Raw genomic sequence first — 23,916 nt, forward strand, 5'->3', positions numbered from 1 at the left:
ACGGCGTGGCATGTGGCGCGGCATGCGGTGTGGACCACGTGGTCCAGTTCACGTGCCGGACTTTGGACCACCTGGTCCACTCTTGGGTATCGTCGTTCCCATGGGACTTGAGGAACAGCTTCCCAGCGGTTTCCTGCTGACCACGGTGGAGAAGGTCGCCGGGTGGGCGCGCTCCAGCTCGCTCTGGCCGATGACCTTCGGGCTGGCCTGCTGCTCGATCGAGCTGATGGACGTCGGCATGGCCCGGCACGACTTCGCCCGCTGGGGCATGGAGCGCGCCTCGGCCACGCCCCGGCAGGCCGACCTGATGATCGTCGCGGGCCGGGTCAGCCAGAAGATGGCCCCGGTGCTGCGGCGCCTCTACGACCAGATGACCGAGCCGAAGTGGGTCATCGCCATGGGCGTCTGCGCGTCATCTGGCGGAATGTTCAACAATTACGCGATCGTGCAGGGCGCCGACCACATCGTCCCCGTGGACTTCTACCTCCCCGGCTGCCCGCCCCGGCCCGAGATGCTGCTGGACACGATCCTCAAGCTGCACGACAAGATCCAGAACACCACGCTCGGCGCCGACCGCAAGGCCGAGATCGCCGAACTGGAAGCGGGCGCCCTCCCGCACCGGCACCCGTCGAAGATCAACCTGTAGACCAGCGCAGCGGCCGGCTCAGGGGGTGACCGGTGGGGCGAGGAGCCTGCGGAGCAGGTCGAGCTGGACGGCGGCCAGGCGGCGGCCCTCGGCGACGTCGAGGTCCTTGAGGTTCTTCAGGGCCCACGCGTCGATCGTCCACAGCACGGCCAGCGTGATCTCGCTCTGCAGGGACGGCGGCAGGTCGTCGCGGACGGCGCCGGCCGAGCGGCCCGCCGCCAGCACCCCGCCGAGCCAGCCGTCGATCCCGGCCCTGACCCGGCCCAGCGGCCCGTCCTCGGCGGCGGGCGCGTCGGGGACGTAGAACAGCCGCCAGAGGTCGATGAGGCGGCGGTCCCGTCCGGCGGCGCGCATCAGCTCGTCGGAGAGCCGCGCCGCCGCGTCCCAGAATCCGGGGACGGCGAACTCGTCCGGCTCGGGGATCTTCACCGAGTCGCGCAGGCCGTCCGCGACGGCGGTCACGACCGCGTCGAACAGCGCCTCTTTCGACGCGTAGTAGTGGTAGAACGAGCTCTTGCTCATTCCGCAGGACCGGATGATGCGGTTCAGCGACGCGCCGCCGAACCCATGGCGGACGAATTCGCGCATCGCCGTGTCGAGCAGTTCGCGGCGCCGCTCCGGCGGCAGCACGGCCTTTTCAGATCCCACGTGCAGACCCTAGCTCACTGTCACACCAGGTCACTCCGCGTCGAGGCCCTGCTCAGGAAGGTTCCCGGGTCTCCACCACGACCGATGGAGTCCGCGCACGGTCGGCCGGTCACATCCGTGATCTTCTGCCGGCCGGAAAAGGGAAACGCGACCTGATCAAGGGGCCGATGGCCGACCGGTGCGTGACCGGAGGTTCACTCCCCCTGACTCGGCGGTGAAGGGGTGGCTGCGGAAACCATTCCGCTCCATTCCCTGGCGCCCACCGCAAGGCCGTCTACTCTGTCGTAATGATTCCCGCTTCGGGTGATTTCCCCGTGACGTCCCGGCTTGGGTGGCTGGACGCGCTGCGCGGCGGGGCGGCCATGGCGGTGGCCCTGCACCACGCCAGCTACGTCTACCTGCCGTCCGTGCGGGCCTGGACGCGCGACTGGTTCGATCCCGGCATGGCGGGGGTTCTGGTGTTCTTCCTGGTCAGCGGGTACATCGTGCCCGCATCCCTGGAGCGTCGCGGGAGCGTGCGGGGCTTCTGGATCGGCCGGTTCTTCCGCATCTACCCCCTCCTCGCGGTGGCGTGCTTCCTCGCGATCCTGCCGTTCCTCCTGGGCGTGCTCGGGCTCCGGGCGGGGCTGGAGCAGTACTCCCCCGCGACGGCCGTCCTGGCGCACCTCACGATGCTGCAGGACGTCCTGAACGTCCCCAACGTGATGAACGTCCTGTGGACGCTGTCCTACGAGATGGCCTTCTACCTGCTGATCGTCGCGCTGTTCGTGGTGGGCGGGCACCGCCGCTCCGCCCCGGTGGCGGCCGGTCTCGCCGTCGCCGCGGTCGTCGCCATCGCGCTCACCACCGGCGGCCTGCTGACCGGCACGTACGCTCCCACGACGCTGCTGTCGCGCACCGCCGGGACCGGCCCGGTCGTCGCCGTCGCAACCGCGGGCGTGGTCGCGGCGATCGCGGCGGCGATGTCGAAGCGTCCCGCACTGCGCGTCGCCGGAGGGGTGCTCGGCGGGCTGCTGGCCCTCCTCCTGGTCACCGCGAACGGGCGCGCCGACGCCTGGGAGGGCCTGATCCTCCTGGGGGTCATGTTCGCCGGGACGGCCGTGTACCGCGCCGAGCACGGCCAGATCGGCCGGCGTACGGGCGCGGCCGCAGGCGCCGCCGTCCTGGCGGGCGCGCTCGGCACCGGGATCTGGCACGCGGCGCCCTACGGCTGGCAGGCGCAGCTCGCCTGGTCCACCACGGTGCTGGCCGCCGCGGCGACGTTCGCGGCGGCGTGGCGCTGGCGGCACCGGCGCTTCCCCCGCTGGGCCACCGGGCTCGGCACCATCAGCTTCTCGGTCTACCTGCTGCATCCGCTGCTGCTGATGGTGGCGGCCCAGTTCCTGGACGTGTCCGGCCGCGAGGACGTCGTCGGCCTGGCGTTCTTCGTCCTGGCGCTGCTGGCGGCGAGCTGGGCGTCGCAGCGCTGGATCGAGGCGCCCGCGCAGCGGTTCGGGCGCCGCTTCACCCGCCCGGCACGCCCGCGCGAGCCCGTCCAGCCGCCGGTCCTCATCCCCTGACCCGCGCCCTGACCCGCGCCCGCCGGGCCGGCGGGGCGCCGGCCGCGTGGACCGGTGCAACCCACGCGCATGGACCGGTACAACTCACGGGCGTGGCCGGACGTGCGCGCCGCGTTCACAGCCGCGACCCGGCACGACCGCCCGAAGACGCCGTTTTCACAGCTCAGCGGCCGGATTGAAAAAATGGGTCTGCGTTCAGTCGCGCGGCGTGGAGCTAGAAGATTCGCAGGTCGTCCCCGCTTTTCCCGTAGAAGGCGTTCTATCCGGGGGTCGGATGCGCATTCCGTCATTGGTCATTTCTGCACGGGTGGTAAATAGTCGAGGGGTGTGTGGTCGGCGTCACGGTGCTTCCGTGGCACCGGCCGGGGACCGACAAGGCCAGGCGGTCACCACGTTTCTTCTTCCACCCCCATGAAAGGACCCCCCGCTCATGAGGAAGCGCAGAGTGCTGACCGCGGTACCGCTCGCGGTTCTGACGCTTGTCGGTACGTCCGTCGCGAGCACGACCGCCAACGCGGACACGCCGCCTGCTCCCCCGAAGACCAACATCGTCGGCGGCGTGCCCGCCACCGAGACCTACACGTTCATGGCCTCGCTGCAAGGCACCAGCGGCTCCCACAGCTGCGGCGGCTCCCTCGTCGCACCGCAGTGGGTCATCACCGCGACGCACTGCGGCCAGCCCGCCCAGGTCAGGATCGGCACGAAGACCTACAACGCGGGCGGCGAAGTCGTCCGCGTCGCGAGCCGTCAGGTCATCGGTGGCGACCTCGCCATTCTCCGCCTGGCCAGCGCGGCCACGTCCAAGCCCATCCCGATCGCGCAGTCCGCGCCGGTCGGCGCGGCCACCCGCCTGATCGGCTGGGGCCAGACCTGCCCGACGCGCGGCTGCGGCGGCGCGCCCATCAACCTCCAGCAGCTCGACACGACCATCGTCGCGGACAGCCGGTGCTCCGGTATCACCGGATCCACCGAGATCTGCACCGACGGCGGTAACGGCAAGGGCGCCTGCTACGGCGACTCCGGCGGACCGGCCGTGACCGGCGGACCCGGTGCGTGGGAGCTCGTCGGCGCCACCAGCCGTGGCGGCCAGACCTGCGCGCAGGGCCCGGCCATCTACAGCGACACGGCTGCCTACCGCAGCCAGATCCTCCAGATCATCGGCGGCGCCTCGAGCGCGACTCGCTGACCGCCAAGGAATGAACGTGCCCTCCGCCGGAGCGCGGTGCCCGGCGGAGGGCGCCTCATCCGCTCCCAAACTGTGAGGTATCCATGGTCGCAAGCAAGTTCGTAAGGGTGTGCGCCGCGCTGCTGCTCGGCCTCGCCTTCCTGGTCGGCACCGGCGTGCCCGCGTCCGCGGCGCCCGAGGCGCCGCAGACCAACGTCCGCACCGTCCGGTACGACACCAGCCAGGCCGCCGAGTTCAAGGAGGCGTGGGACGAGGGCGCGAAGATCTGGAACGAGCGCGTCAAGAACGTCCAGTTCGTTCCGGCCACGCCCGGTGACGTCCGCATCCTCGCCGACAACGGCTGGCCCCGCGCACAGGTGACGAGCCTGGGCCGCGGCACCGTCTGGATGGGCCGCCAGGCCACCAACGAGGGTCACTACGTGATCCGGATCGCGTCCCACGAGCTGGGGCACATCCTCGGCCTGCCGGACCGGCGCACCGGCCTGTGCACGGACCTGATGTCCGGCGCCAGCGCCGGCACCACCTGCAAGAACCCGAACCCCAACGCGGCGGAGATGGCCGAGGTCGAGCGGAACTTCCAGTTCGGCCGCATGGGCATCAAGGCCGGTTCCCTCCTGACGGAGGCGCCGGCCCTGGCCCGCCACTGAACCCCCTCCGTCTCGGCTAGCCCGCACAAAACCCTGCACGTGCGGAAAGGCCGGATGAGAGAGGTTCACTGATTCCCCGCCGCTCCTCAAGCGACCTGAGGGCGTCCGTTCCTTCCGGCAGACGCCCTCAGGTTCGCTTTCTCTTCAGCCGGTTCGCTTCTCGGCACGCGGCAGGAACGCGACGAGCGCCGTGCCCGCGGTGGTGATGACGGCGGCGACCACGAACGCCGCCGAGTACCCGTCCACCAGGTCGGCGCCGGAGCGTGCCGCGGCCGTCCCGAGCAGCGTCAGGCCGATCGCGCCCCCGATGACCCGGGAGGTGTTGACGACGCCCGCCACCGCCCCCGCCTCCGCCGACGGCACGCCCGCCGTGGACGCCTGCACCAGCGGCGTCATCAGCAGCCCGAACCCGAGCGCCATCGTTGCGCCGGGGCCGAGGATCGAGCCGAGGAACGTCCCGTCGGCGTCCAGCACCACGCTCTGCCACGCGAACCCCGCCGCGGCCAGCAGCCCGCCCGCGCCCGCGAGGAGCCGGGCGTCCATGCGCGCCATCAGCGTCGGCGCGAGCCGGGAGCCGATGATGATGCCCGCCGTGTGCGGCAGGAACGACAGGCCGGTCCGCACCGCGCTGTAATGCAGGACGTTCTGCATGTAGAGCGACAGGAAGTACCAGAGCGCGAAGCCCGCCATCGTGCCGACGAGCGTGGCGAGGTTCCCGACCGCCACGCTGCGCAGCCGGAACAGCCCCAGCCGCACCAGCGGCTGCGCGGTCCGCGCCTCCACCGCGACGAACGCCGCCAGCAGCGCGAGCCCCGCCACCAGCGGGAACAGCGCCGTCCACCCGTGCCGCTCGGTCTCGCCGATGCCGAACGCCACCAGCCCCACGCCCGCCGTGACGAGCACCGCCCCCGGCAGGTCGAGCCGCTGCCGCCCGCCCGCCAGGCGCTCCGCCCGCAGCCACCGGACGGCGACGAACCCCACGACCAACCCGACCGGGACGTTGATCAGGAACACCCAGCGCCAGTTCAGATAGTCGGTGAGCAGCCCGCCGACCAGCCCGCCCGTGGCGCCGCCCGCGGTGCCGACGGCGGTCCACATGGCGATCGCCCGGGTCCGCGCGGGCCCCTCCGGGAACGTGGCGGTGACCAGCGACAGCGTGACCGGCGCGAGGATCGCGGCGCCGAGCCCCTGCACCGCACGCGCGCCGATGAGCATGCTCGCGTCCTGCGCGAACCCGCCCGCGAGGCTGGCCACGGTGAACAGCCCGAGCCCCGCGACGAAGACCCGCTTGCGCCCGAACAGGTCGGCGGCGCGCCCGCCAAGCAGCAGGAACCCGGCGAACGTCAGCGAGTAGGCGTTGACGACCCATTGCAGCCCGGTCGCCCCGAGCCCGAGCCCGGCGCGCATGTCGGGCAGCGCGACGTTGACGACGGAGACGTCCAGGACGACGAGGAACTGCCCGATGGACGCGGCGAGCAGCGCCGCCCACCCGGGTGTCGAGAAACGTGGCGTGCCTCTGCCGGCGACTGCGGGCTCATAGGTCGTGGTCATGCTCCCAAGCGTGCCTTCGTGGCCCCGCCCCCCGCGTCGGCCACCGGACCCAACCCACAAGGTCCCATAGACCTAGGACCCACCGCCGCGCATCACCAGCCCGACAGCACCCGCGCGGTCGACCGGACGGGCACCGCGTGGCCGGTCGGCCCGCTCCACACCGACTCCACCCGGGCGGCGGTCTGCTCCTGCACCGCCGCGACCCCGCACAGGTACCGGGCCGATGACGCAGACGCCCTACCAACAATTCATGAGGGGGAAATCCGGGGTCGGACTGGCTTAGGTCTGGGTGGGGCTGCTGTTTGATCTGCCTATGAGTAGGCAGTTTTCGAGGAGGGCGGCGCCGCCTGGGTCTCCGGTGATGTGGAGTTTGGCTGTCGAGCCGGGGCTGAGCAGGTCGGTCTCGCGTTGGAAAAGCCAGATACGGCGGACCGTCAGATCGGCTGGACGATCCTTACCGGTGAGGTCTCGTACCGCGTGCAGTCTGGCGCCCGGTCTTACGGTTCCCTGGAGCGTGCGGACCACCACGAGGAAGGCCGCTTCTTCGTCGGTTTCCACGGGTGCGGAGATTTGCAGGTGTACCTCGTCGTCCATCGGAACCTCTATTTCTCGGCGGGCCAGACCTGGAGGAGGAAGGTCTCGAAACCCCGGAGAATGCCTTCGAAGTTCTCTTCCACGTCCTCGTCGGGGTCGTAGACCTCGATGGCTCGGGCGACGGCGGAGCCGCCGGCTGATCTGACGCGCATCCGGTACCAGCCGGGCTGGACGTCGACGCCGATGGCGGTCGGGCCGCTGGTCAGCTGCCAGATGCTGAGCTGGTCGTGGTGGATGCGGAACCGGCAGAATTCGTCGGCTTCCCACGGGTGGTCGTCGGTCTGGCTGCTGGGTTCGGGTGGGCCGTCCCATAGCTGAAGCTCGACGGTGGCGATGTGATCCTCGCCTGGGCTGCGGATGAGGAGCTGCTCGTCCAGTAGTCGCAGCAGCGGCCTCGCCTGGGTGGCGGCGGACTCCAGCTCCAGGACGTGATAAAGGCTGAAAACGTGCCGTTCGATGAGCACGTCGGTGTCTTCGGCTCGCGCGAGAAGTAATGCCACGGTTCCGGTTCTTCTCAGGAGGGGCCTAAGGGTTTATGACTCTAGTCTTCTGCTGATCAGAGCCCCTGTTCGGGGACGTAAAGGCGGACTTCCACGTCCGGTGGGCCGAGTTTCGCCGTGATCAGAGGGTGGACGGCTTCCCAGTCGAGCCCGCCGTGCCCGCAACCGAGGGGCGGGACGGCGACGCTGACGATCTTCAGGTCGGCGAGCACGCGGGCCAGGTCGCCCAGGCCGGACTCGATGTCGTCCAAGCGGGAGCGGCTCCGCCAGTGCCGCTTGGTCGGGAAGTGAAGTATCCAGCGGCCGCCGTCGAGCGGGACGGGGAGGATCGTCCCGGGACGCACCCTGCCGTCCGCGCACGCCTCGGCGTAGGCGGTGAAGGCCGCCGGAAAGGCGCGCTTGAACTGGAGGGCCAGCCCCTTGCCCATGACCCCGGCGGTGTTGACGGGGTTGACGAGCGCCTGCGCGTCGTCCTGGAGAAGATCACCGGTTCGTTCGACGATCATCCGTCTGCTCGCCCCCTTGCCGTTCGGGGCCGAGCGTAGCGACGGCCACCGACAAGCCTCCGTCACCACGATCGCCGTGAGAACCACGCCGCCCGACGTCGGCACGGCGAGCCACGAGGCGGACTCGTGCGTCGTTCAGAAGAGGCCTCCTTGCTCGGACGCTCGAGGTCAGCCTCCCTTCTTCCCCTTCTTGTCGTGCAGCCCGGCCGCGACCTCGGCCGCATACCGCTCATGATTCAGCTCCAGTAGCCGATCCATGAGTTCCCGCTGGACGGCCGGTCCGACGGTGTACCGCGTCTCGCGTCCGAGCGGGTGGTGGCCGTGATCGAGCTGCGGGATCAGGTCGTCCCACCCGTACGCCCGGCAGGCGGCCTCATCGATCGCCTTGTGGGTCTCCCGCAGTTCAACGATGTCCGCGTCGGCGCATCTCGGGTCGTTCACCATGTTGTATGTCTTTGTGAGCCCGGCCCGATGCGCCAGCATGAGGTCGTTTCGGAAAGCCTCAAGGCGCGCGCCCAAGGGGTGGAGCTCCTGCGGGGACTTCGGCTGAGGAAGGGTCTCATAAACCTTGGACGGCGAGTAACTCGGGTCCGTTCTCATGGTTCCCGCCTTGGAAAGCACCCATAGGTAGTGAAGGGAGCTGGAAAGAAAAGCGAACTCTGCGGGGTCAGAGCTTGCGATGACTATGGTTTTGTGACTGTAAACCATGTCGGAGGGAACGATTACCGGCTTGATGGTGCTGCTCACCTCGGCTAGAACGATCACCCGCTCCAGTTGAGCCTCGCGGATTCTTGCATACAAGCCAGGAGCCCTGTGTTCATAGAGCCACCATTTTCCCGATAGCTCCTCCCCCTTGCCCGCAGCACGCTCCCTCAGACGGGAGGTGAGCAATTCGAAACAGGCTGTATAGCTAGATGCTTGTTCAAAGTCCATCTCCCGGAAGTTGAACACCCAGCGACTCGGGGACATGTCATGGCTCGAGTTCAGCTCTCGGCCACCAATAAATGGGGATATGACTTCGCAGCTCTTGTCTTCTACTTCAAGCAGGGACGCAACCTCTTCTTGGGAGAGTTCGAAGGCTTCGATACCCGTTACCTTTGACCCCAAGAAGGCCATTTCCCCGTTTTCTCTGAGCCTGTGGGCGGCACCCGTGACCCTGGACTCCCTTTCCAGTGACGGGGAAATTCGGGAGACGCGAATTCCGTCACATAGGCGAGCTGCCGCCGCTGACACAGCGCCCTTGGAGATCCAGACCGCACAGTACTCAAGGGTGGCGCTCTTGGACGGCCACGGTGCGGTCTTAACCGCCGCGTAGATCTCGGCACCGCTCTCGACCAGCCGAACAAGACTCGCATCTTTCGTGGCCATCTGAGCGAGGGAGTTGGTGGCGATAATACCCATCTTGGCTTCGTCGTTTACCACGGAAGCGGCACGCAGGACGAAGTAGGCCACCAAGTCGATCTTGCCTACGGCGCCTCCCGACAAACCGTGGACCAGCCACTCTCTATAGCTCTCGCCGCAGACCGGGGATATTTTGGTTCCGCCAAGAAAGGGCGGGTTACCGATGACGGCGTCGAAGCCGCCGTTTTCGAAGACCTCCGGGAACACCAGGGGCCAGTGGATGGGTTGGCGAGGGAAGCTTCCTGGCGGCAGGTCGGTGTTCAACCAGCTCTGGATTTGGTCGCGGGCTTCCAGCTCCTTTTGCCCGTCCCCCGAGATGACCTCCTGGGCGACCTCCATCGCCTGGTTGGAGGCGGTGTCCAGACCGGCCTGGCCTCGTTTGGCGTAATGCAGGGCCGCGGCGGTGGTGAGGTCGGCGAGCAGCGAGGCGCGTGCCGTTTCGATCTGGATCTCGTCGAGCATGGCGCGCTTGCCGGCGAGTCTGCCCAGGTCGGTCCCCTCGATCTGGGCCAGCCGACGGCGCTTGCCGGCGACGCGTTCGACCAGTTCGCGGATCCCGTTGGTCAGGTCGACGACTGTGCCCTCGTCCTCATGCAGCTTCCGGCCGCGGCGGGCGTCCATGTGCATGAATTCGAGCTGGTCGAGGGACGTGATGCCGAGGAGGGAGTCGCCGGCGATGAGGCGGTCGTCCAGGAAGGTGAAGGGCTTGTCCGAGTCCATGGAGACGAGCCAGAGGGACAGCTTCGCCATTTCCACGGCCATCTCGTTGATGTCCGCGCCGTAGAGGCAGTGCTCGATGATGTGACGGCGGGCGTTGATGGTCACCGGGTCGGTGTCTGCGTCGGACGCCTGGTCGGTGAAAGTGGCCTTGAAATCCTTGGCGCGGTCGTCGCCTTCGCGGACCCAGGCGTTCACGAGGTGGCCGGCGAGGTAACGGCAGGCGGCCACCAGGAATGCCGCCGAGCCCATGGCGATGTCGGCGACCTTCAGTGAGAGGATCTCGTCGGACGATTTGGGCTTCCAGCCGCTCTTGTCCGCGGTCTGGAGTGGGCCGGGCGAGTAGACGAGCGGTTCCAAGGCTCCTTCGACGACCTGTTCGGCGAGGAACTTGGGCGTGTAGTGGGTGCCGGTGTTGTTCCGCAGGGACGATTCGGTGACGTACAGGGCGTCAGTCAGGATCACGACCGGGAGTCCGCGGAGGTCCGTGCGGATGAGTCTGAAGAACGGCAGGAGTCGTTCGGTGAGTGGGTAGCCGCCCCGAGTGACGGCGAGGAGTTTGCGGCGGGCCTCCTGCTTTTCGCCGTCCGGGAGGGGGGCGAGAGCCTTCTCCAATGCCTTGGCGGAGCCGATGCGGGAGTCCTTGTATTCGGTGGCGAGTTTGGCGGCCAGGGACGGGATGTCCGGGCAGGACGCGGCGAATTCCTCAAGGGTGCTGAGGGCGACCTCCTCTTCGAGTCCGGCCTTGCCGATCAGGCCGACGCAGGTCTCCGTGGCACGGAAGCCCTCGAAGGAGAGGAGGCCTTCGTAGACGTATCCGATCTGTTCAACGTCCAGGTCGCGGAAGGAGAGTTTGCGGAGCTCCGTGTTCTTCCCGGTGCCGATCTTGACGTACTGGACGGCCTTGAGCATGTGCAGGACGGTCCGGTCATCGATGGTGAGCGGAAGCCACGCATAGGTCTCCGGGTTGAAGATGGATCCGTCGTGGGCGTGCATCGACATGTCGGGGTGGTCGACGCCGTAGTAGACGGCGTTGAACAGCGCGAGGAGGCGGGGCCAGCCGGTGTAGGTGTGCTCCAGGTCCTCTTCGCCGCCGAGGTCGGCGCGCTGCTTGAGTTCCTCGCCGAGGAGTCCGGCGGAATAGGCCGTCCAGTAAAGCTCCTTATCGGACGGGAGTAGCCTCTTCTCCTCCGCGAACAGCAGGAATACCACGCGCATCATGACGGCGACGGCACCGCGGTAGACGTCGTGGGCGGTGACTTCGCCGATCCCGCGCCCGCCCTGGGCGACGTCAGCGGTGTGGGCGCGTCCGATGGCGGCGACCAGCAACTCGACGGCCTGGCGCACCTGCACCCCGAGGGCCTCGGTGATGTCTTCCTGGTTGTCCTTGCTCTGATCCAGGAGGCTGACGAGGGTCTCGTCGTCGGGGACGGCGAAGAAGCGCGACCGGTGAAGGATCGACACGAAGGCGCGGACGACGTCGCGTTCGGCGGCTTCGTGCCAGTTGACCGCGTCGAACACGGCGGTGGTGGTGACGCCGCCGCGCGGGGCCCAGATGAGCGTCCACCAGCGTCCGTCGGTGGCGAGGCCGAGCGGGACGTCGTGGTGGCGGCAGAGCTGGGCGAGGCGGTCGGCGGGGGTGGCGGCCCAGCCGGAGTCCGTGATCCGCTGGGTGGGACGGTCGTCGCTGATCAGACCGAGGAGCCGGACGTTCTTCGCGTCCGCGCCAGGCGCCGCGCCAGGCGCCGCGCCAGGCGCCGCGCCACGCGCCGCTCCAGGGGCCGTGCCCGGTTCGAGGAGCGCAAAGCTTGGGGTGACGGTGGTGTCGTGCTCGGGGACGTCCATGGACAGCGCGTCCAGGCCGGTGACGTGCAGAAGCTCGTCCCAGCCGAGGAGTTCGGTGAGGACGTAGTCGATCCAGGAGCGCCCCGGCAGGGCGGCGTGTTCCTGGCGGAGCCGTTCGCGGGTGCCCTCGCCGATCGCGTCGAGAGCGGGCCAGACGCGGCGCAGGACGGGGACGCTGAGGAACGGTCCGGAGACGTCGATCAGGCCGAGCCAGCCGGCGTGGTCGAAGCCGTCCTTGTGGCGCGGAAACCGGTCCATGCCAGACAGCCTCCCGCTTCGGGACGACGAACTCGACCGCCACGAGGACGGAGTCCGGTTCGGAGCTCGCAAAGCCGGCCTGGATCTGCTGAACTTCCAGGTCTCGCTCGTCCGAGAGGCACTGCAGGCGCTCCTCATTCGAGCCGGTCGGCGCGATCCGGCCCCCCACCACCCGGTGCGGACGGCGCCGCGATGTGGAACGGCCGTCAGAGGTCACGCAGGATGCGGGTCAACACCTCCTCGGTTTCGTCGGGTTCCGACGCGACGGCTCCGACGTTGTCCATCGCGCACTTGTAGAGCTCGACGTCGGCCGGCCTGTCGATGAACATCGCGGCCGCCAGCTGCTCCAGGTAGACCACGTCCGGCACGCTCTGGTCGGCGAACCGCAGGATCGTGAACGAACCGCCCGTCGGGTACAGGCCCGCGTCACGCGGCAGGACCTGCACGCTGAACCCGGGCTGCCCGCACATTTCGATCAAGTGCTCGATCTGGCCGCGCATCACCGCCCGGGTACCGATCGGGCGGTAGAAGATGGCCTCGTCCAGGACGACCCACACCCTTGGTGAATCCGCTCCGGCCAGCCGCCGGTCCGTGATAACCCTCCGCTGCCTGATCGCGCGAACCTGAAGGCGCCGCTCGACCTCCTCCTCGGAGGCACGCGGGTAACCGCACTGGGCCACCGCGCGCGCGTAGTCCTCGGTCTGCAACAGCCCGGGGACGAGCTGCACCTCATAGGTACGCAGCAGGGAGGCCGCCTCCTCCATGCCGAGGTAGACCTGGAACCAGGCCGGCAGCACGTCGCCGTACCGCTGCCACCAGTTGGGCACCTTGGCCCGGGTGGCCAGTTTCAGAAGCGAAGCCCGCTCGTCGGGGTCGCTGATCCCGTACAGGGTGAGCAGATCGGCGACGTCACGTTCCTTGAAACTGACCCGGCCGAGCTCCATCCGGCTGATCTTCGAGTGCGAAGCGCGGATCTCGTGGCCCGCCTTCTCGGTGGAGATCCCCTTGGCCTCCCGCAGCGAACGCAGCCGCGTGCCCAGCATCAGGCGCAGCTCCCTCGGCCCACCGGGCGGATACGTGTTGTCCCGACCTCCGGAACCGTCCGGCGGCGGACCGGAGCCGTCCGGAGGCCCCGAGCCGGCTGGACGACCGGAACCGTCCGGACGGCCCGAGCCGTCCGCGTCCGGCCTCGCCGCACGCTCCCCAGCCGGAACGCCAGGCGTCCCGCCCGCGGCCTTCGAGGAGGCCTCGGCGGTCCCCGCACCCGGACCACCCGCCACCGGCCGCATCGCGGTGGGCGTCGCCTCGCGGTCATCGGACGCCGGCAGGAGCCGATCGCAGGCGGCCTCCCAACGCCGGCGATCGGCCGCGGTGCCGCCGCACAGCTCCACGATCCGCAGGACGTCCGCCGCGCGGGGGGACCGCCTCCCCTGCAGATACTCGGAGCCGTGGAAATTCGGCAGCACCGTCCCGGCCCCCCGGTCCGCTTCGTCCCACGAACGCTTGACGAGCTGGCGCAGGCTCAGGCCCGCCTGGCGGCGCAGTTCGTCGAGCATGGCCATCAGCTCAGGCAACGTCCCGGCCCGCTCCGGATCCACCGGGACGGGACGGGTGCCCGAGGCGCGCGTGGAATTCCGGGATATCGGGCGGGACGGTGACCTCCCGCCGTTCTCATCACCGATGTGGTCGGCCGTGTCGCGCCATCGGCTCCGCCACTCCTCCAGGTCGCCGTTGCAGGCCGTCACGTACGCCTGGGTGACCTCCCAGCTCGGAAATCGGCGTCCCGCGGCGGCCTCCGACAGCGTGGTGTGCCCGTAATGGCAACGCTTCGCCATTGCCCGATAGGTCGGCCGGCCGGCGTCGGCGCGGAGCCGTCGCAGCTCTACCGCGAACGCCGGAACGGGGCCGTCCTCCGGGTCCAACCAATTCTCTGGTCTCGGCATGACCGATCTCCGTGTCAGAAAAGGCTCGGGGGCCGAGCCCGGCGCTTCACTGACCCGCCGGCGGCGTGGCCGGCGGGCGGCGGGTGCGTCCCCGCAGGACGACGAGGTCAACGGCCACCGACGCGCAGTAAACCGCCACGAAGACGCGGTACGGGTCGAACACCCGAAGCATGAGAAGTATGATCGCGAGGACGAGCACGACCGCGATCATTGACCGCCAGGTGCCGTGCCAGGGAATGCAAAGAGGGAATGGGCGCATCGTTGCGCCTGCCTTTCAGGCTCTCGTTGATGGCTCGGGCGGTGGAAACGAGCACAGGCCGGGGATTCACCTCCCGCAGTTGCCGCCGCGAAAGGCCCGGCACTGTCCTCGTGCACGCTCATCGTTGCGCACGACGTTCAGCGTCGGGAAGTGTTCTGCACGATGGGTTGTTCGAAGATCTGGACGCCGGGCCGAATACCGCCTCGGCGGCATCGCCGTCAAGGCCCGATTGTTCGGAAATTCCCCTGTCCCGCGCATACGCTCATGCAGCCGCACGAACGAAAGCGAAGTTGGAACAATGACGGTGCCCGGATGGCCCCACAATCTCCCAGGTCAGCAAACCTTCTTGCGATAGCTTGCCGGGGCGGACCGGGCAACCGGCCGCCGAAGGGCTTGCCGGACGGCGCCCCCGCGCACTTACCTTGAGATGCGCTTCGGCACATCGAACGGCCCACGTCTGTGCCGCATGACCCCAATCGATGCGTCCGTCTGATGGCTCGGGCGGGACCGATTGGCAGAGGGGTCTCCCGTTGCCGCGGGAGACCCCTCAACCTCAAGCACGACACCGCGCGACGCGCAGGACGGGCACGTCGTCCTGGGACCGGGCGCTTGACCCGCCACGGTGTTCGCGGAGGGCGCGCCGACGACGTTCAGATGTCCAGGGCGCCGCAGGGGTGGCCGTGCTCCCGGCCGCAGGCGGTGAGGGCCAGGACGCCGTGGCCCCGGACGCGGGTGTGCGGGCCGAGCGCGGCCGGGTCGACGGAGGCGCGGGCCGCGAAAGAGGTCGAATGGCACTCGTCGGGAATGCCGAGTTCCTCCTTGACCTGCAGATATCGGGCCTGGAACGCCTTGCTGTCGCCGATGTCGATGCCGTCGAAGGCGTCGTCGGGGAACCCGTCGATGTGCGGAAGCAGGTAGCCGTCCTCGGCGGGGTGGCCGGTGCCGACCTGGTCGTCCGGCTCGAAGACGTCGTAGTAGCGGACGATCTCGCCCTTCTCGGCGACGCACCAGGCCGTCCATTCGTCGCCGCAGCTGGCGCCGTACCAATGCGCGGCGCCGAAGCGGAGGCTCAGCTCGCGGAGGTGCGCGAAGACGCGGTCGGCGTCGAAGTCCTCGTCGCCGTCGAAGGGCCGGCCGAAGAGGAGCGTCCAGCCGTCCAGTTCCGGGGTGACGTAGACGCGCGAGCACTCGCCGTGCTCCCCGCCCCCGACGTGGTGGTCGTGGTTCCACGCGGACCCGCCCAGCCGCATCGTGACCGGCTCGGCGTCGGACAGGCCGAACGCGTCGAGGACGGCCGCCTGGTCGCCGGTCGGGACGGCGTGCCACATCCCGCACAGGTGCATCGGCTCGGGCGTCTCGGTCGCGAGCTTGGCGCGGATGAGGCGCCGGACGATCAGCTGGTCGCGGGCGTCCAGCGCCGCCGGACCGGCGATCTCGGCGAGCGCCACCAGCGCCTGCCTGCGCATCCGGCCGTTGCCTCGGGAGCGGCGCATCTCGTGCAGGAGCGGCACCACCAGCTCGGGGGCGAGTTCGTCGAGCGCCGAGATCACGCGTTGCCGGACGCCAGCGTCCGGGTCGTCCAGCAGCGCGACCAGATCGGAGACGTACGGTTCCGCGGCCTCCCCCCTGAGCTGCAGGAAGTAAGCGGTGCTGCCGCGCACCATGGGACTGGGATGCCGCAGGTAGGGCACGAACACCGACAGGTCATCGATCTTGAGGCCGCAGTGCGCCCACCGGGCGCGGCGCCCCACCTCGGCGCTGGACGCCGTCACCATGGCCTCGACCAGCGGTTCGAGTGCGGGCAGGCCGATATGGCGCAGCACCATGGCGCTGGTCCCCCAGTCGACCGGCGAGTCCTCGTCGCACAGAACGTCCAGAACGGGCGCTACGGCCGGGGCCCCAATGCCGACCAAGGCATCACTCGCAGCCTTGTGATCAGCCCCCGCCAACTGCTCGATAAGAGTCTGAATCTCCACAAGCTGGATGATGCCACTGCCCCGGCGCCCTCGCGGGCCACATGAAAGGCGCGACTCCCCTGGAACGCAGTCTGGGCGGCCGGTAACCCGACCACCCAGACGATGAGGTCTAGCTGCTAAGAGGTCAGCCGACGAACTCCTCAGCGGGATCGATGACGGCGGCCAGCTTGACCCAGCGCTCCAACTGCTCAATGTCAGTGCAGCCCTTGACACGCGCCCGAACGTCATCGGACACGGCCACACCACGCGCCTCCAGCACGATCAGAACCACCTTCACCATGCCCTCCCTCACGCCCCGCGCGTAACCCTCTGCATAGGCCTCTGCGTAGGACTTGGCGAATTCCGACCGCCGCTCGTAATTCTTGAGGTCCACGATTCTCAGGCCCCGACGGGTGTCAGTCGAAGAGCTCCTCGGCGGAGTCGATGACGCCGGCGCGCTCGCCCCAATGCAGCAGCTGCTCGATGTCGGTGCAGCCGACGATGCGCTCACGGATCTCGTCCGAGACGGCGATGCCGCGCCCCGCCAACACGCGCAAAAGCATCTCCGCCTCGCCCTCGGCGCGGCCCTCGGCGCGGCCTTCGGCGCGGCCCCGGGCGATGTGGGATTTGGCGAAGTCGGACTGCCACTCGTAGCCGGCGGTCTTCACGATCTCCTCCAGGATCTCGCGGGCGGCTTCGGAAAGCCGCCCCTTCAAGTAGTCATCGTACAACTCACCGCTGTCCCTGTTGAGGGCGTCGATTGCCGCGGCGACGCTGGTCAGGACGGCCTTGGCGTGTGGTCCGTCGGAGTGGACGGGGGTGCTGAGGACCGAGAGTTCGGGGAGTCGGCGGGCCTCGTCGACGTCGGTGACCGGGGGCAGCATGCCGGGGTGGAAGGTCAGGGGCTTGAGCACCCATTCGGGGTGTCCCATGTCGATCGGCTTGGCGCAGGCGCGGGCGGTGGCGCTGTCGGGGCAGAACACCAGCAGGATCACCGGGCACTTGTGTCGGCCCCGCAGCAAGGCCAGGTACCCGGGCCAGCTGAAGGACTTCTCCTTGTCGTGGCGCAGCTGCGATTCGACGATGATTCCCCAGGTCGGGGCCTCAGGGCCGTTCAGGAGAACGGTGGCGTCACAGCGCAGCTCGGCGGGGTTCATCCCTGCAGCGGCCTCGGAAGCCAGCGACGCCGGCGCCTCCTGGGGCAGGTCTATGCCGAAGATGGTCCGCAGGATCGTGGGGGCGAGCTGCGGCCGGTTCCGGACCATCTCCAGCGGCAGCTCATGCTCTTTCGTGGGCATGACTGAAGACTATCCGTGACCGGAGCATTACGCGCCGTTTTATCGAACGCGACGGAAGAAAATTCGAACAGCGACCTATTTATATGGGTCTTATTTAGGACATGTCAGGACGGGTCGTAGGCGAGGTTGGGGGCCAGCCAGCGTTCGACCTCGGGGACCGGGAGGCCGCAGCGGGCGGCGTAGTCCTCGATCTGGTCCTTGCCGACGCGGCCGACCGTGAAGTAGCGGGACGACGGGTGCGCGAAGATCAGGCCGCTGACGCTGGCGGCGGGGGTCATCGCGAACGACTCGGTGAGCTTCATGCCGAGGCGGTTGGCGTCCAGCAGGTCGAAGAGGGTTTCCTTCAGGCTGTGGTCGGGGCTCGCCGGGTAGCCGAGGGCGGGGCGGATGCCGCGGAAGCGTTCGGCGTGCAGGTCTTCCAGGGCGGGGTCGGCGCCGGGCTCGAACCAGGCGCGGCGCGCCTCCAGGTGGATGTACTCGGCGAACGCCTCGGCGAGCCGGTCGGCGAGGGCCTTGACCATGATGGCCTTGTAGTCGTCGTTGTCTTCCTCGTACTTGGCGGCGAGGTCTTCGGCGCCGAGGATCGTCACGGCGAAGCCGCCGAGGTGGTCGCCGGACGGGGCGATGTAGTCGGCGAGGCAGCGGTTCGGGCGGCCCGCCGGCTTGGCGGTCTGCTGGCGCAGCATCGGGAAGCGGGCCTGCGGCAGGACGATGTCGTCGCCGTCGGAGTGCGCGGGCCAGAAACCGTAGGCGCCGTGGGCCTCGAACGACTTGTTGGCGACGATCTGGTCGAGCAGCTCGTTGCCCTCGTCGAACAGCTCGCGGGCGACGGGCTGGTCGAGGATCGCCGGGTACTTGCCCTTCAGCTCCCACGCGAGGAAGAAGAACTGCCAGTCGATCATCTCGCGGATCGTGGCCAGGTCGGGCTGGACGACCCGGACGCCCGTGAAGTCGGGGGTCGGCAGGTCGGTGAAGTCGACCTTCTCGGGGTTCGCGCGCGCCTTCGCGATGGTGAGGAGCGGGGTGCGCTGCTTGTTCTCGTGCAGCTCGCGGAGCCTGGCCTGCTCGGCGCGGTTGGCGGCGGCGAGCGTCTCGGCGCGACCCTCGTCGAGGAGGTCGGAGACGACGCCGACGACACGGGAGGCGTCCAGGACGTGGACCGTCGTCGCCTCGTAGGCGGGCGCGATCTTCACGGCGGTGTGCTGCCGGGACGTCGTCGCGCCGCCGATCAGCAGCGGCAGCCGCAGGCCGCGGCGCTCCATCTCGGAGGCCACGGAGACCATCTCGTCCAGCGACGGGGTGATCAGGCCGGACAGGCCGACGGCGTCGGCGCCCTCCTCGACGGCCGTGTCGAGGATCTTGGCGGCGGGGACCATCACGCCGAGGTCGACCACGTCGTAGTTGTTGCAGCCGAGGACGACGCCGACGATGTTCTTGCCGATGTCGTGCACGTCGCCCTTGACCGTCGCGAGGACGATCTTGCCCTGGCCGCGCTCGGACAGGATCCGGCCGGCGCGGAGCGCATCCTGCTTCTCCTTCTCCATGAAGGGCTCCAGGTAGGCGACGGAGCGCTTCATGACGCGGGCGCTCTTGACCACCTGGGGCAGGAACATCTTGCCGGAGCCGAACAGGTCGCCGACGACCTTCATGCCGTCCATCAGCGGGCCCTCGATGACGTCGAGGGGGCGGGCGGCCTGCGCGCGGGCCTCCTCGGTGTCCTCCTCGATGAAGTCGATGATGCCGTGGACGAGCGCGTGCGAGAGGCGCTCGGCGACGGGCGCCTCCCGCCAGGAGAGGTCGACCTCGCGCTTGGTGCCCTTGCCCTTGACGTTCTCGGCGAACGACACGAGCCGGTCGGTCGCGTCGGGACGGCGGTCGAACAGCACGTCCTCGACGAGTTCGAGCAGGTCGGCGGGGATGTCCTCGTAGACGGCGAGCTGGCCCGCGTTGACGATGCCCATGTCGAGCCCGGCGCGGACGGCGTGCAGCAGGAACGCCGAGTGCATCGCCTCGCGGACGATCTCGTTGCCGCGGAAGGAGAACGACAGGTTGGAGATGCCGCCGCTGGTGCGGGCGCCGGGGCAGCGCTCCTTGATGAGCGGCAGCGCGTCGATGAAGGCCTTCGCGTAGCCGTTGTGCTCGGAGATGCCGGTCGCGACGGCGAGGACGTTCGGGTCGAAGATGATGTCCTCGGCGGGGAAACCGGCCTTCTGGGTGAGCAGGTCGTAGGCGCGCCCGCAGATCTCGACCTTGCGCTCGGTCGTGTCGGCCTGGCCTCTCTCGTCGAAGGCCATGACGACGACGCCGGCGCCGAAGTCGCGGATGCGGCGGGCCTGCTCCAGGAACGGGCCCTCGCCCTCTTTCAGGCTGATCGAGTTGACGACGCCCTTGCCCTGGACGGTCTTCAGCCCCGCCTCCAGCACGCTCCACCGCGAGCTGTCCACCATGATCGGGATGCGGGCCACCTCGGGCTCGGTCGCGATCAGGTTCAGGAACGTGGTCATCTCCCGCTCGCTGTCGAGCAGGTCGGCGTCCATGTTGACGTCGAGGAGGTTCGCGCCGCCGCGGACCTGTTCGAGCGCGACGTCGACCGCGCCCTGGTGGTCGCCCGCCTCGATGAGTTTGCGGAACCGCTTGGACCCGGTGACGTTGGTGCGCTCGCCGATCATGACGAAGCCGGTGTCGGCGCCGATCTCGAACGGCTCGAGCCCGCTGAAGCGGGGCGCGCGGCCGGGCTTCGCCCGCTCGCGGGGCGCCTTCCCCTGGACGGCCGCGGCGACGCTGGCGATGTGATCGGGGGTCGTCCCGCAGCAGCCGCCGACCGCGTTGACCAGGCCGGACGCGGCGAACTCGCCGAGCTTCTCGCCGGTCTCGTCGGGCGTCTGGTCGTAGCCGCCGAACGCGTTCGGCAGGCCCGCGTTCGGATAGCTCGCGGTGTAGGTGCCGGCGATGCGGGCCAGTTCCTCGACGTGGGGACGCATCTCGTCGGCGCCGAGCGAGCAGTTCAGGCCGATGACGAGCGGCTCGGCGTGCTGGACGGAACGCCAGAACGCCTCGACGGTCTGGCCGGAGAGCGTCCGCCGGGACACGTCGACGAACAGCGAGATCCACAGTGGCAGGTGCGGGGCGACCTCGCGGGCCGCGGCGATCGCGGCCTTCGCGTTCAGCGTGTCGAAGATCGTCTCGATGAGCAGGAGGTCGACGCCGCCCTCGGCGAGCCCGCGGATCTGCTCCGCGTAGGCGGCCTTGACCTGGTCGAACGTGACGGCGCGGAAGGCCGGGTCATCGACGTTGGGCGAGATGGACAGGGTGACGTTCAGGGGGCCGACGGAGCCTGCGACGAAGCGTCCGCCCGCCTCGTCGGCGGCCTGGCGGGCCAGCCGGGCGCCCTGGACGTTCATGTCGTGGACGAGGCTCTCCAGCCCGTAGTCGGCCTGGCCGATGCTCGTCGCCGTGAACGTGTTGGTGGTGGCGATGTCGGCACCGGCGTCGAGGTACTGCCGGTGGATGTCCAGGATCACGTCGGGGCGGGTCAGGTTCAGCAGGTCGGGGTCGCCGGTGACGTCCTTCGGATGGTCGCCGCCGATGAGGTCGCCGCGGTAGTCGTCCGGCCCAAGGCCAACGCCCTGGAGCATCGTGCCGAGCGCGCCGTCGATGACGACGATCCGCTGGTCCAGAAGCTCGCGAAGTGTGTTCTCGGTCATTTCCAAGCACCTCCCAGTTCAGATGGGAGGCGCCCTTGTTGATCCGGTGGTCCGGAGCCGAGCGTGGCGGGCCTTCGCCCGTTGCAGCGCCTCTCGGCTCCCCATCGAGGTTACAGGCCATCGGTCCGATGTGTCAGGCGCGTCCCCTATTGATCATCGCTCCGGCGTCAGGACGCCGCGTCACGGACGCCATTCCTCCTGGTAAGCGGGGTGGGCGGCGTACGGGAGGGCGAGCAGACGCAGCACGGACTCTCGCGCGGCATGGGCCGCCTCGACCTCAGGAGCCCGGTTGCCCTGGGTGAGGATCCAGGTCTCTTTCTCGTAGTCGTCGACGATCTGGCGCGCGGCGGCGACCACACGCAGCGTCCGGGACGGGTCATGCCGCGCGATGTGCTCGGCGTACGCCCCGTTCTCCGCCGTCGCCACGAACGCGGGCTCGGCCTCGTCCTCGCCTTCGGAGATGTCGGTGTTGACCGTCCCAGACGGCGCGGCCTTCCAGGGGGCGCCCGCGCACGCCTGGGCGATCTGCTCGTCCCTGGCCAGGCGATCGCGGAGGAACTCCACCAAGTCCATGGGGCCATCCTGCCCGCTGCGAGGGACGAACGTCAGCGAGGAGCCGCGACCGAGCCGAGCCAGAGCAGGTCGCGGGCCCGGGTCATCGCGACGAACAGCTGCCGCCGTGCCAGCTCCGAGCGCTCCTGACCGGCGGGATCGTCCGGGTCGGCCGGAATCGCGGCGGCGACGTCGGCGTCATGGTGCGGCAGGAACACCTGCTTGAACTCAAGGCCCTTGGCGCGACGGTAGGTGCCGAGCTTGACGGCCTCGACGGGACGCCCGTCGTAGCGCTCCAGCCGCAGGACGGGGATCCCGGCGCGGCGCAGGCAGCGGTGGTAGTGGTCGATGTCGCGGCGCGACCGGCACAGGACCGCCGCACCGGCCAGCGAGGACGTCCCGTCCGGGGCGGTCAGGTCGTTGATCGCGGCGATGAGGCGGCGGTCGTGGTCGGCGGCGTCGGCGGCGTCCACCCGCAGGACCCGGCCGTCGCGGTAGGTCGCGTCCACCGCCCGGCGGCCGTTCGGGCTCGGCCCCTCCAGGTCGTCGAACGGGTCGCCGGACACCAGCTCCAGCGCGGTGTCCAGGATCGCCGCGCCGTTGCGGTAGTTGGTCCGCAGCACCGCCCCGCGGCCCTTGATCCGGATACCGGCGTCGGCGAGCCTGAACCCGCCCGGATACACCGCCTGCTGGCCGTCGCCGATGAGCAGCAGCCCGTTGGGGCCGTCCCCGACGAGGGCGTGCAGCAGCCGGACGCCGGTGAGCGTGAGGTCCTGGACCTCGTCCACGATCACCGCCGCGTAGGGGAGTTCGGCGGGACGTTCGGTCAGTTCGGCGAGCGCCGCCAGCAGGACGTCGTTGAAGTCGCAGACGCCGCGTTCGGCGAGCAGCAGCTCGTACTCCTCGTACAGCAGCCAGACGGCCTCGCGATGCGCGGTCCGCAGGGCGGTGCGGCGGCCCGGCCGCGCGACCGTGCGGTACTCCTCCAGGGACGTCAGGCCACGCCCCTTGATCACGTAGTCGATCTCCTCGCGCCAGTAGCCGGGCGTGGCGTCGATCTCCGGCAGGACGCTGTCGCGGCCCGCGCTCACCCAGGCGCGGGAGAAGGCGTCGTCCGCGCGGCTCCCGTCGAGGTGGAGGCGGACGCCGCGGGCGTCCAGGAACGTCCGGGCCCAGGTGTGCAGGCTGGTGAAGTCGACGCGTTCGGCGAACGCCGACGCCATCGTCGCGAACAGGCGGCACTGCACGCGCGGCAGGTTGTTGGCGAAGGTGACGTACAGGATGCGGCCGGTCGTGCGTCCGGCCAGGTGGGCGGCCCGGTGCAGGCCCACGACGGTCTTGCCGGTGCCGGCGGGGCCGCTGATGCGGGCCGGTCCGCTCCAGTCGCGCCGGACGATCGACACCTGCTCCGGATGCAGGAACGTCATCCACCGCTCGATCGGCGCCTGGAGAACCGCTTCCGACGCGGCGCGCTCCACGTCCTCGACGTCGAACAGCGCGTCGCCGTCCGCCTCGGACCGGCCTGGCGGCGCGGACGCGGAAGGCTGGTCGAGGGACGTCAACGCGTGTTCGCGGAAGTGCTCGGCCAGGTGGCGGGACATCGCGCGGATCATCGCCGGCTGGAGCTGGTCCGGCTCCCCGAGCAGCGCCGGGATGGCGTCCATCTGGCCCAGCAGGCGGACGCCGCCCGCCCGCGCGTCGAGCCGGTGCCCAGCGAAGATCATCGTGGGCTTCAGCGCGACGGGCGACAGGCCCAGGTCGGCCGCGCGATCCTCGACCGTCCGGGTCAGGTTCAGGAGCTTGCGGGCCTCGTCGTCGCAGGGCTCCTCGCCCCGGTGCAGGCGGCCGCGGATGACGGCGGGCGGGTCGCGCCACCGTTTGACGTCGATGACGAACACGCCGGGCGGCCCGATCAGGATCATGTCGACGTTCGCGGCGGACGTCCCGGGCCACTCCCGGTCGACGAGCAGGTGCCAGCCGGTGGCGGTGAGGGACATCAGCGTGGCGGCGACCTGCTGCTCGGCCTCGCTCGCGGCCTCCCAGCGGGCGGCCTGCCGGTGCGCCTCCCGGGCCAGGCGCTGCAGCCGCATCGCCTCCTCGCGGATGCGGCGTGCCCGTTCCCCCGCCGATCCGCCGGCCGCCATCGC

Annotated in this window: 18 protein-coding genes and 1 riboswitch; of the genes, 4 read left to right on the plus strand and 14 right to left on the minus strand. The window is 69.5% G+C overall.

Annotated elements, in window-relative coordinates; translation table 11 throughout:
• Nucleotides 1-100: 100 nt before the first annotated feature.
• Nucleotides 101-646: a NuoB/complex I 20 kDa subunit family protein gene (locus ACH34S_RS00005; protein ID WP_395950235.1), complete on the plus strand. Its 546-nt coding sequence runs from the start codon at nt 101-103 to the stop codon at nt 644-646.
• Nucleotides 647-664: 18 nt separating this feature from the next.
• Here the strand turns inward: ACH34S_RS00005 and ACH34S_RS00010 are convergent, their stop codons facing one another.
• Nucleotides 665-1,294, minus strand: coding sequence for a TetR/AcrR family transcriptional regulator (locus tag ACH34S_RS00010; protein ID WP_395950236.1), 630 nt, complete (start codon nt 1,292-1,294; stop codon nt 665-667).
• A gap of 287 nt (nt 1,295-1,581) precedes the next feature.
• Here ACH34S_RS00010 and ACH34S_RS00015 point away from each other — a divergent pair, with 287 nt between their 5' ends.
• The 3 genes from ACH34S_RS00015 to ACH34S_RS00025 all read left to right on the plus strand — a co-directional run bounded on the left by ACH34S_RS00015 (nt 1,582) and on the right by ACH34S_RS00025 (nt 4,686).
• Complete coding sequence (locus tag ACH34S_RS00015; RefSeq protein WP_395950237.1) at nt 1,582-2,853, plus strand: acyltransferase family protein; 1,272 nt, start codon at nt 1,582-1,584, stop codon at nt 2,851-2,853.
• A gap of 430 nt (nt 2,854-3,283) precedes the next feature.
• Nucleotides 3,284-4,039, plus strand: a complete 756-nt coding sequence (locus tag ACH34S_RS00020) for a S1 family peptidase (protein ID WP_395950238.1) — start codon at nt 3,284-3,286, stop codon at nt 4,037-4,039.
• 83 nt (nt 4,040-4,122) lie between these two features.
• A complete protein-coding gene (locus ACH34S_RS00025; protein WP_395950239.1) occupies nt 4,123-4,686 on the plus strand; it encodes a snapalysin family zinc-dependent metalloprotease in 564 nt (187 codons plus the stop codon).
• A 144-nt stretch (nt 4,687-4,830) separates the two neighbouring features.
• On the opposite strand, the gene ACH34S_RS00030 is transcribed toward ACH34S_RS00025, so the two are convergent.
• The 13 genes from ACH34S_RS00030 to ACH34S_RS00090 form a co-directional block, all read right to left on the minus strand.
• Nucleotides 4,831-6,237 (minus strand): MFS transporter, encoded by a 1,407-nt coding sequence (locus tag ACH34S_RS00030; protein WP_395950240.1) that lies wholly within the window; start codon nt 6,235-6,237, stop codon nt 4,831-4,833.
• Nucleotides 6,238-6,516: 279 nt separating this feature from the next.
• On the minus strand, nt 6,517-6,831 hold the full coding sequence (locus ACH34S_RS00035) for a hypothetical protein (protein WP_395950241.1): 315 nt from the start codon (nt 6,829-6,831) through the stop codon (nt 6,517-6,519).
• An 8-nt stretch (nt 6,832-6,839) separates the two neighbouring features.
• Nucleotides 6,840-7,331, minus strand: a complete 492-nt coding sequence (locus ACH34S_RS00040; RefSeq protein ID WP_395950242.1) for a hypothetical protein — start codon at nt 7,329-7,331, stop codon at nt 6,840-6,842.
• A gap of 56 nt (nt 7,332-7,387) precedes the next feature.
• On the minus strand, nt 7,388-7,837 hold the full coding sequence (locus ACH34S_RS00045) for a macro domain-containing protein (protein ID WP_395950243.1): 450 nt from the start codon (nt 7,835-7,837) through the stop codon (nt 7,388-7,390).
• A 168-nt stretch (nt 7,838-8,005) separates the two neighbouring features.
• Nucleotides 8,006-12,058, minus strand: a complete 4,053-nt coding sequence (locus tag ACH34S_RS00050; protein ID WP_395950244.1) for an Eco57I restriction-modification methylase domain-containing protein — start codon at nt 12,056-12,058, stop codon at nt 8,006-8,008.
• 206 nt (nt 12,059-12,264) lie between these two features.
• The gene (locus ACH34S_RS00055; RefSeq protein ID WP_395950245.1) at nt 12,265-14,001 is read right to left on the minus strand and encodes a helix-turn-helix domain-containing protein; all 1,737 of its coding nucleotides are present in this window, start codon (nt 13,999-14,001) and stop codon (nt 12,265-12,267) included.
• A gap of 46 nt (nt 14,002-14,047) precedes the next feature.
• Entirely contained in the window at nt 14,048-14,173 is a 126-nt protein-coding gene (locus ACH34S_RS00060; RefSeq protein ID WP_395950246.1) for a hypothetical protein, read from the minus strand.
• A 737-nt stretch (nt 14,174-14,910) separates the two neighbouring features.
• A complete protein-coding gene (locus ACH34S_RS00065) occupies nt 14,911-16,173 on the minus strand; it encodes a HEAT repeat domain-containing protein (protein ID WP_395950247.1) in 1,263 nt (420 codons plus the stop codon).
• 187 nt (nt 16,174-16,360) lie between these two features.
• A complete protein-coding gene (locus ACH34S_RS00070) occupies nt 16,361-16,609 on the minus strand; it encodes a hypothetical protein (RefSeq protein ID WP_395950248.1) in 249 nt (82 codons plus the stop codon).
• 22 nt (nt 16,610-16,631) lie between these two features.
• Entirely contained in the window at nt 16,632-17,513 is an 882-nt protein-coding gene (locus ACH34S_RS00075; protein ID WP_395950249.1) for a hypothetical protein, read from the minus strand.
• A gap of 104 nt (nt 17,514-17,617) precedes the next feature.
• Entirely contained in the window at nt 17,618-21,217 is a 3,600-nt protein-coding gene (gene metH, locus ACH34S_RS00080) for a methionine synthase (RefSeq protein WP_395950250.1), read from the minus strand.
• A 20-nt stretch (nt 21,218-21,237) separates the two neighbouring features.
• A riboswitch (S-adenosyl-L-homocysteine riboswitch) is annotated at nt 21,238-21,318 on the minus strand.
• A 79-nt stretch (nt 21,319-21,397) separates the two neighbouring features.
• A complete protein-coding gene (locus ACH34S_RS00085; protein ID WP_395950251.1) occupies nt 21,398-21,790 on the minus strand; it encodes a DUF6221 family protein in 393 nt (130 codons plus the stop codon).
• 32 nt (nt 21,791-21,822) lie between these two features.
• Nucleotides 21,823-23,913, minus strand: a complete 2,091-nt coding sequence (locus tag ACH34S_RS00090) for a UvrD-helicase domain-containing protein (protein WP_395950252.1) — start codon at nt 23,911-23,913, stop codon at nt 21,823-21,825.
• Between the last annotated feature and the right edge of the window lie 3 nt (nt 23,914-23,916).

The organism is Actinomadura sp. 3N508 (assembly GCF_044326375.1).
Classification (GTDB): domain Bacteria; phylum Actinomycetota; class Actinomycetes; order Streptosporangiales; family Streptosporangiaceae; genus Spirillospora.